The 15099-nt window shown below is 68.9% G+C and carries 1 protein-coding gene (cut by a window edge); it reads right to left on the bottom strand.

The window, feature by feature from the left end:
• Positions 1–15099: the 5' portion of a non-ribosomal peptide synthase/polyketide synthase gene (locus ACZ46K_RS11195; protein WP_464748244.1), read on the bottom strand. The gene continues 18396 nt to the left of window position 1, outside the view; the window shows 15099 of its 33495 coding nt (coding positions 1–15099); its start codon is at positions 15097–15099; its stop codon lies beyond the left edge, outside the window.

Here is a 15099-nt window from a genome sequence, read left to right as displayed (position 1 = left end):
CGCAGCGGCCGGATTCGCGACGAGGGCTTCGAGCAGACGTACGAACCGGTCGGCGAAGACGGTCACGCCGGCCTCGTCGAACAGCGCGGAAGCGTAGGTGACGAATCCCGACATGCCGGCCGCGGCGCCCGTCTCGTCGTACTCGTCCTGGACGATCCAGTGCAGATCGAACTGCGATGTGCGGTGCTCGAGTTCGACGGGGGCAATGCTCAGACCCGGCAGCTCGATGGACGTCGGGGTCACATTCTGGAACGAGAATCCGACCTGGAAGAGCGGATGCCGCGCGGTCGAGCGCGGCGGATCCAACACTTCGACGAGCCGTTCGAACGGGACGTCGGCGTGGGCGAACGCCTGCAGATCGCTCTCCCGGACCGCAGCGAGCAGGTCGGTGAACGACGAGTCCGCCCGCACATCGGCGCGCAGCACGAGGGTGTTGACGAACATGCCGACGAGATCGTCGAGCGCGGACTCACCGCGACCCGCGATGGGGGTGCCCACCGCGATGTCGTCGGTACCCGACAGGCGAGACAGGAGCACGGCGAGGGCGGCGTGCACCACCATGAACGGTGTCGCGTGGTGGGCGCGGGCGAGCTCGACGAGACGCGCATGCAGTGCCGCGTCGATCGAGAACTCGATTTGGGCGCCCTCGTACGACTGCGCTGCCGGACGCGGGCGATCGGCAGGTAATTGCAGCAGGTCGGGCAGGCCGTCCAGCGTGCGGCGCCAGAAGTCGAGCTGCCGGGTCATCACCGAATCGGGGTCTGCTTCGTCGCCGAGTACGTGCCGCTGCCACAGGGTGTAATCGGCGTATTGGACGTCGAGCGGGTTCCACGCAGGCGCGTCCCCTGCGGCTGCCGCGCTGTAGGCGACGAGAAGATCGCGGACGAACGGCGCCATCGACGAGCCGTCGGCGCCGATGTGGTGCACCACCATCGCGAAGATGTGGTCACCGTCGGCGCGTTCGAACAGTCGTGTCCGCAGAGGTACCGCGGCGGTGACGTCGAACGGTTGCACGACGAAGTCGACCACGGCAGCGAACAGCGAATCCTCGCCGGGGCGTGCGATATCCAACTCGGGGACCGCCTGCTCCACCGGAAGGATGAGCTGCTGCGGACCGTCCGCCGTCTCGGGGTAGACGGTACGCAGGGTTTCGTGGCGTTCCACGACATGTGTGATCGCGGCCCGCAATGCGTCGACGTCGAGGTCGCCGCGCACGTGCAGGGCCATCGGCAGGTTGTACGCCGTCGAATCGGGGTCGAACCGGTTGAGGAACCACATCCGCTGCTGCGCGAGCGACAGCGGGATACGTTCGGGCCGGTCATATTTCACCAGCGACGGTTGCGCGCCCTCCCCAGCGCTGCCCGCCACCACTGCGGCGAGCGCACTCACCGTCGGGTTCTCGAACACGGCCCGCACGGGGAGGGTGGTGTCGAGGGCAACGCCGAGTCGCGCGGCCAGCTGGGTGGCGCTGAGCGAGTTGCCACCGAGTTCGAAGAAGTCGTCGTCGAGGCCTACCCGGTCGGTGCCGAGCAGGTCGGCGTAGACCCCGGCGACGACCTGCTCCACGGGGCTCGCGGGCGCCCGGAATGCACGCGCCTCGTATCCGGGGACGGGCAGGGCATTCCGGTCGAGCTTGCCGTGCGCGGTGATCGGCAGCGCATCGAGGACGAGGATCTGCGCGGGCACCATGTACGCCGGGAGTTCGTCTGCGATCCGGTCGCGGATCTGCTGCGGATCGACATCGGCCCCCTCCGCGGGCACGGCGTAGCCGATGATCCGATCGCCGGTGTGCGGGTCGGAATGCACGACGACGACGGCCTGCGCGACATCGTCGCCGCGGGTGAGGGCGGCTTCGATCTCCCCGAGTTCGATCCGCAGACCACGGACCTGAACCTGCGCGTCGCTGCGGCCGACGAAGTCGAGTTCGCCGGTGGCGGTGCGTCGCACGAGGTCGCCGGTGCGATACATGAGGTCGCCGGTGAACGGATTCGCGACGAATCGGGACGCGGTCTGGGCGGGCCGGTGGTGGTAGCCGCGGGCGAGACCGGCTCCCGACAGGTACAGCTCACCGATGACACCGTCCGCTACGGGCCCGAGCCGGTTGTCGAGCACCACGGCACCGGAACCCTCGATGGGCGTGCCGATGGTGATGTCGCCGCCCGGCGTCAGCGCTTCTGTGGCAGTGATGATGATGGTGGTCTCGGTGGGACCGTAGCTGTTGAAGAACCGGCAGGTCGGGCCGAATCGCTCGACGAGCTCGGGCGGGCACACGTCGCCGCCCACGACCACAGCGTCGAGATCGGGAAAGTCGCCGGCGGTGAGGGTGCCGAGCGCCGCGGGTGCGGTGAGGATGTGGGTGACGCGCTCGCGTCGCAGCAGGTCGGTGAGCTCGGCGCCGCCGACGATCTCCGGGTGCGCGACCACCATGGTGGCGCCCACCGAGAACGCGGCGATCTGCTCGAACACCGATGCATCGAAGCTCGACGACGAGAACCGCAGCATCCGCGAGGTCTTGTCCAGGCCGAGTTCCGGTCGGTGTTCTGCGGTGAACGCGGCCAGACCTCGGTGCGTGACGACGACGCCCTTCGGGGTGCCGGTGGAGCCCGACGTGTAGATCATGTACGCCGCGGACGATGGGGTGATCGACGGCGCGAGTGGTGTATCGGGATGGTCGTCGGCGTCGATGGAGAGCCACGGCACGTCGGACGGGCCGGAGCCGATCCCCACGCTGGCAGCCGAATCCGACAGCAGGTATTCGATGCGTGCCGTCGGCAACGCCGGGTCGATCGGTACGAACACCGCACCGGTCTTCACCACCGCCCACAACGCGACGAGCGCGTCGATCGACCGGGGGAACGACAGTGCCACCACCGTTTCCGGCCGCACACCGTGGTCGAGCAGCTTGTGGGCGAGCTTGGTGGACGCGCAGTCGAGTTCGGTGTAGGTGAGGTGCCGGGTGCCGTCGGTGGCGGCGATCCCGTCGGGATTCGCGGCGACGCCGGCAGCGAAGATATCGGGCAGTGTGCGGGGAGGCAGCGCCGCGGGCACCACGTGGGCAAGGGCGCGGGTGGTCTCGGCGTCGTCGAGTACAGGAAGATCGCCCACCGTGAGCGCCGGGTCGGTCGCGATCGCGTGGAGCAGTCGCACCCACCGCGCGGTGAGGGTCGCGGCTGTCGTGGAGTCGAACAGATCGGTCGCGTAGGTGAGCGACGCAGCGAGTCCGCCATCGTGGTCACGAAGGGTGAATTCCAGATCCACCTTGGCGACGTCGATACCGGAGTCGAGCGGTTCGACCATCAGACCGGGCAGTTCGAGGACACCGGTGCCCTGGTTCTGCAGCGACAGCGACACCTGGAACAACGGTGCGTGTGCCTGCGAGCGGACGGGGTCGACCGCGTCGACGATCTCTTCGAACGGCACGTCGGCGTGCCCGAAGGCGGCGAGGTCGGTGTCGCGGACCTGCTCGAGCAGCGCGGCGAATCCGGAGCCAGGATCGATCCGGGTGCGCAGGACGAGGGTGTTGACGAACATGCCGACAAGATCGTCGAGCGCAGCTTCTCCGCGACCGGCGATGGGCGTGCCCACGCTGACGTCGTCGGTGGATCCGAGCCGGCCGAGCAGCACGGCGAGCGCCGCGTGCAGAACCATGAAGCGGGTCGCGCCGTGGCGGCGGGCAAGGTCGTCGAGGGTGCGCACGGTGTGGGCATCGATGTGGAAGTCGGTGCGGGCGCCGCGCTGTGAGGCGACGGCCGGTCGCGGGCGGTCGGCGGGCAGATCGAGCACCGCCGGCGCGTCGGCGAGCGTCTCTGTCCAGTACGCCAGCTGACGCGCCGCGATCGACGCGGGATCCGAGTGATCCCCCAGCAGTGCGCGTTGCCACATCGCGTAATCGGCGTACTGCACGGCGAGCGGCGCCCACATGGGTTCCGATCCGGACAATCGTGCCTGGTAGGCGACGAGGATGTCGCGGGCGAGGGGCACTGTCGAGGCGCCGTCGGCGGCGATGTGGTGGACCACGACGACGAGCACATGCTCGTCGTCCGAGAGCCGGAACAGCGCGCCGCGGACGGGGGTCTCGACGGTGACGTCGAATCCGCGGCCGGCAACGGCGACGATCTCGTCGTACAGCATGTCGGCGGTGACGGCACGCGGGGTGAGATCGAGCGGTGCGGCGTCGACCACCACCTGGTGTGGGTGGGTCTCGGTCGCCGGGAACAGCGAGCGGAGGGTCTCGTGCCGCTGCACGAGGTCGTCGACCGCCGCCTGAAGTGCGTCGACATCGAGGTGCCCGGACAGGCGCACCGCAACGGGGATGTTGTAGACCGGCGATGCGGGGTCGAACCGGTTGATCAACCACATCCGCTGCTGCGCGGGCGAGAGCGGGATGCGCTCGGGTCGCGGACCCACGACCAGTGCAGGACGGTCCCCCGACACGCTGCCGCGGACCGCCACGGCCAGCGCCGCGACCGTCGGGTTCTCGAACAGCGCACGTACCCCGAGCGACGAATCGAGTCTGGCGATGACCCGCGTCGCCGACAGCGAGTTGCCACCGAGCCCGAAGAAGTCGTCGTGCGCACCCACTCGGTCGAGGCCGAGTATCTCGGCGAACACGTCGGCCACTCGCTTTTCATCCGTGCCGCTCGGTTCGACGAATTCGGTTGCGGCAAAGACAGGTTCCGGTAGCGCGCGGGTGTCGATCTTGCCGGCGCCGGTGCGGGGGAAAGCGTCGACGACGGTGATCGACGACGGCACCATGTACGCGGGCAGCACCTGCGCGGCGTGCACGGACAGCTCGGCCGGATCGACCCGGCCGGTCACGTACGACACGACCGTGCCGGTCGCCTCGTGCGACACGGTCACCGCTGCATCGACACCCGGGTGGCCGGCGAGCACCGCGTCGATCTCCGACAGTTCGATCCGGTGACCGCGCACCTTCACCTGGAAGTCGGTGCGCCCCAGGTAGTCGAGGTGGCCGTCGACCCAGCGGACGAGGTCGCCGGTGCGGTACATGAGCCCGCCGTGCAGCGGGTTCGCGACGAATCGTGAGGCGGTGAGCGCCGCCTGAGCGTGGTATCCGCGGGCCAGTCCGGCGCCGTACACGTACAGCTCGCCCGGGACCCCGGCGGGAACGGGGCGCAGGCGCGCATCGAGCACCATCGCGCCGGTGCCGATCACGGGCCGGCCGATCCGTACGGGCTCGTCGGTCGTCATCGGGCCGAAGTGGGTCGCCATGATGGTCGACTCGGTCGGGCCGTAGGCGTTGAACATCTCGCGGCCCGGCGACCAGCGTGCGACGAGCGAGGGCTCACATGCCTCACCGCCGACGACGACCACTCTGATCTGTTCGAGCCGTTCGGGGTTCAGGGTCGCGAGGGCAGCCGGGGTGAGGAACAGGTGTGTCACCGACGCGAGGTGTTCCTCGAGTTCGGCGCCGCCGTACACATCGGTCGGGACGAGCTGGAGTGTGGCTCGCCCGCCGACGGCCATGAAGATCTCGAGCAGCGACGCATCGAAACTCGGCGACGCGAACGCCGCGACCCGGTCGCCGGGCTGTAGCCGGTAGTGGCGCTGCTGTTCGGCGACGAATGCGGCGAGTCCGCGGTGTGTGACGACGACGCCCTTGGGGACGCCCGTCGACCCGGAAGTGTAGATGAGGTAGGCGGCCTCGTCCGGGCACGGCACGCGACCGGTGATCGGCCGATCCTCGCCACCGGAAGGCGGCGACACCCAGGTGACGTCGCCGGGCAGCGCCGTGGCGGCCACACCCAGGCGCGCACCGGAGTCGGTGAGCATGTGTTCGATACGCGCGGCGGGATAGCCGGGGTCGACGGGCAGGAACGTGGCGCCGGTCTTGGCGACGGCCCACAGCGCGATCACCGAGTCCACCGACCGCGGCACCGCCACCGCGACGACCGATCCGGGTACTGCCCCGGCGTCGCTGAGGTTGCGGGCCAAGATGTTCGAGCGTCGATCCAGTTCGCCGTAGGTCACGGACACGGAGCCGGAGACGAGCGCGAGAGCCTCGGGGTCGGATGCGGCGTCGGCGAAGAGGTCTGGCAGCGACCGGTACGGGGCGTTCTCCGGCGCACGCACCACCGCGACACGTTCGTCGTCCGACAGTATGTCGATGTCGCCCACTGCCGCCGACGGATCGGTCGCGGCGCCGGAGAGCATTCGCACATATCGCTCGAGCATCGCGGCGGCGGTGCGGTCGTCGAACAGGTCGCGCGCGAACGTCAACGCGACGGTCGCGTGGTCGTCGTGTTCGGTGACCGCGAACTCGAGATCGAACTTGGCGATACCGAAATCGACGGGCAGAACATCGATTTCGAGACCGGGCAGCGACACGGAAGTCGGGCGTGGCACCTCGAGCGCGAGGACGGTCTGGAACACCGGGTTGTGTGAGGTGGCCCGGGATGCACCGAGTGCGTCGACGAGCCGTTCGAACGGCAGGTCGGAATGCGCGTAGGCGGCCAGGTCCGTATCGCGGACCCGCGCGAGCACATCGTCGAACGACTCGCCGGTTCTCACCGTCACGCGCAGCGGAAGTGTGTTCACGAACATGCCGATGACGTCGTCGAGGTTCGACTGCCCACGACCCGCGACCGGCGTGCCGATGGTGACGTCGTCGGTGCTGCTCAGCCGGGCCAGCAGCACCGCGAGGGCGGCGTGCAGCACCATGAACAGCGAGGTCCCGCTGTCTCGTGCGAGCTCCTCGAGCCGCGAGTACAGCCGAGGGTCGAGTTCGGCCGAGACAGTGCCGCCGCGGAACGACGGGACCGCCGGACGGCGACGGTCGGTGGGGACGTCGGACACCTCGGGTGCACCGGCGAGGGTTTCGCGCCAGAAGTCGAGCTGACGGGCACCGAGCGAATCGCGCTCGTCGACGCTGCCGAGCAGATCGTTCTGCCACATCGCGAAGTCGGCGTACTGGATGGGCAGCGGCTCCCAGGTGGGAGCGTTGCCGAGAACGCGGGTTCCGTACGCAGCGACGAGGTCGCGGGCGAGGGCCTGCATGGACCAGCCGTCGATGGCGATGTGATGCACCACCAGCACGAGCACATGACTGTCGATGAGTGCACCCTCAGCGCTGCTCTCCCGCAGCACCGTCAACGCGACGGGCGGCGCTACGGTGACGTCGAAGCCGCGTCCCACCACCGTGCGCAGCCGCTCCTCGAGCGGGCCGTCGAGCGGCTCGATCGTCGGAGCCCGGCCGGCCTCGGCGACGGGCAGAACCTGCTGGTACGGGCCGTCGCCGGAGTCCGGGTAGCGGGTGCGCAGCGTCTCGTGGCGTCCGACGATGTCGATGACGGCGGCACGCAGCGCCTCCTCGTCGAGCGCGCCGGTGAGTCGCAGTGCGACCGCGACGTTGTAGGCGCCGGAGGTGGGGTCGAAGCGGTTGACGAACCACATGCGCGCCTGTGCGGGCGACAGCGGGATGCGCTCGGGGCGCGGTTGCGCGGTCAGCTGCGGTCGCCGGTCGCCGCGGCGGCCGTCGATGATCCGGGCGAGTCCGGTGACCGTGGGATTGTCGAACAGGTCGCGGACCTGCAGGCGCGTGCCGAAGTGGTCGTCGAGGCGGGCGAGGAGGCGGGTCGCGGTGAGCGAGTTGCCGCCGAGGTCGAAGAAGCTGGTCGTGGCTCCGATTCGGTCGTGGCCGACGAGTTCGGCGATCACTCCGGCGACGAGGTGTTCGGTGCCCGACGCCGGTGCCACATGTTCGGCGGACCCGAACTCGGGTTCCGGCAGAGCGTTCCGGTCGAGCTTGCCGTTTGCGGTGACCGGCATCGCGTCGAGGGACACGGCGAGGGTCGGGACCATGTGTCGCGGGAGGCGCGACTCGGCGTGCGCGAGGGCCGCATCGCCGTGCCCTGTTCCACTGTCGCCGACCAGGTACGCGACGAGATGTTCGCCGGCGGTGTCGTCGCGGTGCAGCACGACGACGGCCTGGGTCACGGTCTCGTGCTCGAGCAGTACGGCTTCGATCTCGCCGAGTTCGATGCGCTGGCCGCGCAACTTGACCTGGAAGTCGCTGCGTCCGACGTATTCGAGCGCGCCGTCGGCACGCCACCGCACCAGGTCGCCCGTACGGTACAACCGACCATCTCCTGCAGGGTCGGCGACGAATCGTTCCGCTGTCAGTCGCGCTGCACCGTAGTAGCCGCGCGCGAGCTGCACACCACCGAGATAGAGCTCGCCTTCGACCCCGATGGGCGCGGGGCGCAGGTGCCCGTCGAGGACCCGCACCGACGTATTCCATACGGGTGTACCGATGGGCACCGGAGTCTCGCCGGGCACCGTCTCGTGCACGGTGACATCCACGGCCGCCTCGGTCGGTCCGTACAGGTTGTGCACGGGCACGCCGAGAGTCTCCGCCACCCGCGACACGCTCGCCGCGGTCAGCGCCTCACCACTGGTGAAGATCTGCCGCACATCCGCGCACCGCGACACATCGCCCTCCGCGACGAAGACATCGGGCCATTCCGCCAGAAAGACATCCAGCATCGACGGGACGAAATGCACTGTGGTGACGTGATGTTCGTCGATCGTCCGCGACAGGTAGCGAGGGTCGCGGTGCCCGTCCGGGGTCGCGAGTACCACGGTAGCGCCGGTCAGCAACGGCCAGAACAGCTCCCACACGGAGACGTCGAACGTCGCCGGCGTCTTCTGTAGGACGACGTCATCGCCGGTCAGCGGGTACCGGCCTTGCATCCACTGCAGCCGATTGACGATGCTGCGGTGCGAGATCGCGACACCCTTGGGACGCCCGGTGGAGCCGGAGGTGAACAGCACGTATGCGAGGTCGTCGGAGCGCAGAGGCCTACGACGATCGGTATCCATGACCGCACTGTCGGAGAACGACAGAGCGTCGGGCAGCGCATCGAGCACACGTGCGGGCCGTGCCGTGTCGAGTACATGCGCGGTGCGCTGCGCGGGCTGGTCCGGATCGATGGGCACATACGCCGCGCCGGCGGTGACGACGGCGTGGATCGCGACGAGCTGCTCGAGCGACCGCGGCATCGCGACGGCCACGAGGTCGCCGGGGCCGATCCCGTCGGCGATCAGCGACCGCGCGACCCGATTCACGCGTCCCGCGAACGATCCGTAGCTCGATGCGCCGCCGCCGTCGACGACGACCGCGGTGTCGTCGGGTGTACGTGTCGCCCGCTCGCCGAGCAGATCGGGAAGGGTCTTCGTGGGCAGCGCCACGTTCTCGCCGCGCTCGAAATTCGCGATGACGTCGAGTTCGCCGGGTACGAACACCTCGACGTCGCGGACGTGTGTGTCGGGATGCGCAACGAAAGTTTCGAGCACGCCGAGCAATCGCTGCACGATCCGCTCCACGGTGGCGCGGTCGAACAGGTCGGTGCGGAAACGCACGCTCAACCGCAGGGTGGGTTCGAGGATCGCCATCACGGTGATCGGGTAGTGCGTGGCGTCGCGGGCGTCGATGTCCGTCACGTGCATCCCGGCGAGATCGGTGGTCTCGTCGAATCCGGCACGGTCGACGGGGTACGACTCGAAGACGGTCAACGTGTCGAAGAGGGTTCCGGCGCCGACGCGGTCCTGGATCTCGCTGAGCCCGATGTGGTGATGTTCGAGCATCGCGACCTGGTCGTCCTGCACGCGTCGGAGCAGGTCGACGACGGTGGCGGACTCGTCGAGCCGGACTCGCACGGGGAGGGTGTTGATGAACAACCCGAGCATGTGTTCGACACCGGGCAGTTCGGCGGGGCGCCCCGACACGGTGGCACCGAACACGACGTCGTCGCGGCTGAGGATGCGCCCGAGAACGAGCGCCCATGCCGTCTGCACCAGAGTGTTGACGGTGACATCGGTGTCGCGGCGGTCGACGAGGCTCGTGCGCAGCCACGCGGGCAGTTCGACGTCGATCTGCTCGGGGTTCGCGTCGAGCACTTCCCCGGCGTGCGGCGCGACGAGTGTGGGGTCGGTGAGCCCGGACAGTGCGTCGCCCCAGGCCTGCAGCGACCGGTCGCGATCCTGGACGCTCCACCACTGCAGGTAGTCGCGGTAGGGCACGGGTTCGACGAGCGCGTCGGGTGAGACGTAGCAGGAGAGCACTTCCCGCACGAGCAGCGGCATCGACCAGCCGTCGAGGATGAGGTGGTGATTGGTCAGCACCAGCACCGCGTCTGCACCGGTACGCACCACAACGGCCCGCAGCAGCGGCGGGCGTGCCGTGTCGAACGGTGACGTACGCTCCGAATCGAGCACTCCTGCAAGATCATCCGGATCCACCGAGACCTCGCGCCACGGAACGTCGACGCGGTCGAGCACGATCTGGGCGGGCACCCCGGTGTCATCGTGGACGAACACGGTGCGCAGGTTTGCGTGCCGGGCGACCACAGTCTCGATCGAGGCTCGCAGCCGCGCCGCGTCGATCCTGCCGGTGAGCTTCAGGGTGAGCTGGGCGACGTAGACGTCGAGCGACCCGGCGGCGAGCTGCGAGTGGAACAGCAGACCCGACTGCAGTGGCGGTAGCGGCCAGATGTCCTTCACGCCGGAGTATTCGGATTCCCACCGCTCGATCTGACTCTGCCCCACCGACACCAGCGGCACGTCGGAGGGAGTGAGACCGCCCGCGTCGGGGCGATCGACATGTGCAGCGAGGGCTTCGAGGGCCGCGCGCCAGCGTGTCGCGAGGTCGGCGGCGAACTCGGCCGGAACCACCCGCGGCGCGTACGCCAAGGTCGCGGTCAGGTGGGGCCCGTCGGGTCCGTCCACCACCATGGCGTTGATGTCGACGGCCGCGGATACCGCGAGTTGTGAGGTGCGCGTCGGGTCGAGGTCGATCTCCGCGGGCACCCATCCGATGTCGCGGATTTCCTCGGGAATGTGCCCGGAAGTCAGGCGCCCGAGATAGTTGAACCCGATCTGCGGGACACCGAGCGCTGCGAGGACGGGGCGGGCCTCGTCGTCGAGATGGCGGAGGATGCCGTATCCCGCACCGTGATTCGGGACGGCGGCAAGATCTTCCTTGACGGCCTTGAGTACTGCGCCCGCGGCGGGGCCGCCCGCGAACGCATCGTCGAGGTCGACGGACTCGGGAACCGCGGGACGAACCGGATAGATGCTCGTGAACCAGCCGACGGTACGCGCGAGGTCGGCGCCCTCGTGATCTCGGCCGTGACCTTCGAGCATGATCGGCACCGCGCGGTCGTACTTCGCCAAGGCAAGCGCGAGCGCGGCGATGAGCCCGTCGACGGTACCCGAACCGAACACGTCGGGCAGCCGTGTGAGTACCGCGGCGGTGGTCGCGGGATCGAGTTCCACGCGCACGCGCTCGGTGGTCGCGAGTGTGTCGATCTGCGGGTCGAGCGCGCCGATGCCGGGAAGTGGCGTCACAGCCCCGAGGGTGTGCTGCCAGAATCCGAGTTCATCGGCGTGTACGCCGTCGCGGGCATCGGAGTGCAGTGCGTGCGCCCACCGGCGGTAGGACGTGCCGACCTCGGCCGGCACCGCTTCGCCCGGCACAGTGTCGATATTCGCGGCGGCCTGCATCCACGCCTGCGCGAGGTCCGGCAGCAGCACGCGCCACGACACACCGTCGACAACGAGGTGGTGCGCCACGAGCAGCAGCCGGCCGTGCCCCTCTGCGGCGTCGATCCACACGCACTGCAACATCACGCCCGCAGCAGGGTCGAGACGCTGTGCAGCCGAGTCGCATTCGGTGGCGACGAGATCGCCGATCGACGCGGCGTCCGGAACGGTGATCCGCTCGAACGCGACCGCGCCGTCGGGGATCTCCGCCGAGACCTGCCACGTGTCGCCGGTGAAGGTCGAGCGCAAGATGGGATGCTGCGCCACCACGGCGGTGACCGCGGCGGTCAGCTGATCGTGGGTCAGATCGACCGGGGTCGTCACCAGAACGGCCTGGGCGAACGTCGAATAGTCGCCGCGGCCGAGCATCTCGTGCACGATCGGGGTGAGTGGCACCGGACCCACACCGCCACCGTCGAGTTCACTGAGGACCGAGTCTTCGGACACAGCGGACGCAACTCTGGCGAGTGCCGCAATCGTCTTGTGCTCGAATATCTGTCGCGCAGTGATGTACAGACCGACGTCCTTCGCGCGGGCCGCGAACTGCATCGCGACGATGCTGTCGGCGCCGAGCGCGAACAGCGAATCGTCGGCGCCGACGCGGTCGACGTCGAGCAGTCCCTGCGCAACCTCTGCCAGCAGGCGTTCTGTGTCGGTGACGGGAGCACGGAATTCTGCCGACGCGAACCGCGGCGCGGGCAACGCGGCGCGATCGAGTTTGCCGGCGAGTGTGACGGGCACGTCGTCGAGTTCGACGACGGACGCAGGCACCATGTGCGACGGCAGGGTGCGTTCCACGCCGCGAATCAGCGCCTCGGCGTCGAACACCGCACCGGTTTCCATCACCACGTACGAGACGGGAACGACGGAATGACCCGTGTCGTGGACGACGGTGGCCGCGTAGTCCACGCCGTCGAGCGCGAGCAGCGCCGCATCGATTTCGCCGAGTTCGATGCGGAAACCGCGGATCTTGACCTGGAAGTCGGAGCGTCCCACGAAATCGAGGGCGTGGTCGGCGGTCCAGCGCACCTCGTCCCCTGTGCGATACAGGCGAGTGCCGGGATCGAACGGGTTCGCCACGAACCGATCCGCCGTCTGCCCCGGACGATTCAGGTAGCCGCGCGCGAGCCCGGCGCCGCCGATGTAGAGCTCGCCGACGAATCCGACGGGGACCGGCCGGAGCCTGCGGTCGAGGACGACGGCCGTGACCCCGTCGATCGGGCTTCCGATCGTGATCGGTGCACCGACCGTCAGGGGGTCGCCTGCGGTGACGACGATCGTGGTCTCGGTGGGCCCGTAGCTGTTGACGAAGCGGCAGGTGTCGCCGAAACGGGCGACGAGGTCGGGGGTGCACAGGTCGCCACCCACCACGACGGCCTCGAGATCGTCGAGGCCCGTGGGGTCGACGGTGGTGAGCACCGTCGGCGCCGACACGATGTGCGTGACGCGGTGACGTCGCAACACCTCCGCGAGGTCGCCGCCGCCGAGGACGTCGGCCGGAGCCACGACCATCGCGGCGCCTGCGCTGAACGCCTGCAGCATCTCGAAGATCGACGCATCGAAACTCGCCGACGAGAACCGCAGCATCCGGGACTGCGACGTCAGACCCAGCTCCGGACGAGCGTCCGCCGCAAATGTCGCGAGGCCGGTGTGACTGACGACGACGCCCTTCGGTGTTCCCGTCGACCCGGATGTGTAGATCATGTAGGCCGCGTGGTCGGGACGCAGCGAAGGCAGAGCGAACGACGCGACCGACGGATCGACTATGATCGGATCGTCGACCGCGATCCAGCGCGGCCCCTCCGGCATCTCGTCGATCCGCGCGCGCACCGTAAGTCCCAGCTGCACACCGGAATCACGCACCATGTAGGCGACGCGTTCGGTGGGCAGCGCTGGATCGATCGGCACGAACGCGGCCCCGGTCTTCGCCACCGCCCACATCGCGATGATGGCCTCGGCACTGCGGTCCATGCTCAGCGCGACGAATTCCTCCGGCCCGGCACCCGCGGCGCTCAGCACCCCGGCAAGGAGGTCGGCGCGTTCATCGAGCTCGCGGTACGTCAGGGTCCTGACACCGTCGATGATCGCGGGCCCGTCGGGATTGCACGCGAGACCGTCGGCCAGCAGGTCGCGCAGCAACCGCACCGGCCGCGCGGACGGCCCGTGCGCGGGGACGAGTTCGGCGCGTTCGTCGTCGTGCAGCACATCGAGTGCGCCCACCGGCCCGGAGGTCGACACGAAGCCGTCGAGGAATTCCACGAACCGTGCGTGGTGCGAACGCAACTCCGCCCGCGAATACAGGTTCGGGTTGGCCTCGAGATCGAGGTGTGCCGGGTCGTCGGCGTCGCTCGGATAGATGTTGAGCGAGAGGTCCTCGACTGGCCCGGTGCTGAGCACGTGCAGCTTGCCGATCGCATCGCCGAGGCGGACCTGCCCCTGGAACATCATGACGTTCACGGCCGGCCCGAAGAATCCACGGTCGGCGCTGCCGTACCCCGTGTCGCGGCGCATGTCCTCGTGCCGGTACCGCTGGTGACGCAACGCCCCGGTCAGTTCGAGTTGCACGCGGCGCATGAGGTCGGCGGCGGTGTCGTCCGGTCCCACTGTCATCCGGATCGGGACGACATTGGAGACCATGCCACCGGAGCGACGCAGTTTCGCGGTGGTCCGCGCAGAGACGGGCAGGCTCAGCACCACTTCGCGTTCGCCGGTCACCCGCGACAGGAACGCCCCGAACGCCGCGACGACCACCGTCGCGAACGTGGTGTGTTCGTGTTCTACGAGTAGCCGGTCGACGGCCTCGGCCACGCGGTCGGGCAACGGTGCACTCCACCGCACCGGATGCGACCCGACGGGAGCCCCGCGTCCGGCGAGACTGATGGGGTGCGGGAGGTTACGGATGCGCTCGGCCCAGTGGTTGCGGTCGGAGTCGAACCGGGTGGACGAGCGGTAGCGGGCTTCGTCCTCGACGATGTCGGGCAACGCGCTCACCCCGAAGGGCTTGGGGTCGCGGCCTTCGACCACCGCGGTATAGCGCTCGGCGGTGCGGTTGCTGAAGGTCATCGCACCGAAGCCGTCGAGGGCGATGTGGTGGATGCGGGTGTAGATGAAATGACGCTGCTCGGCGACACGGAGGACAGCGCACACGATGAGCCGGTCGCGGAGCATGTCGAGGGGCGCCACCCACTCGGCGCGGATCCACTCGATCGCGGCCGCTTCGGGGTCGTCCTCACCGCGCAGGTCGATGATCGTGGCGCGATCGTGGAGGGTGTCGTCGATGACCTGCAGCGGCTCCCCGTCGATCTCGTAGAGCCGCAGCATGCCGGTACCGATCTCGCGGGCGGCCTCTGCGCCGGCGTCGGCGAAGGTCTCGGGGTCGAAGTCGCCTTGGACGTCGAGGTACTGGGCGATCGTCAGCGGCACATCGCCGAGTAGGTGTTGCGCGAACCAGATGCCACGTTGGGCAGTGGAGAGAGGGAAGCCGTCGAGCGAGGCGTTGCCCTCCTGATGTCCATCAGATCCGAAAACCGCTGACAC

It is taken from the genome of Rhodococcus sp. JCM 9793 (genome assembly GCF_055380405.1).
The sequence above is the reverse complement of the archived record's forward strand: the minus strand, read 5'-3'. Positions and strand labels throughout refer to the sequence as shown.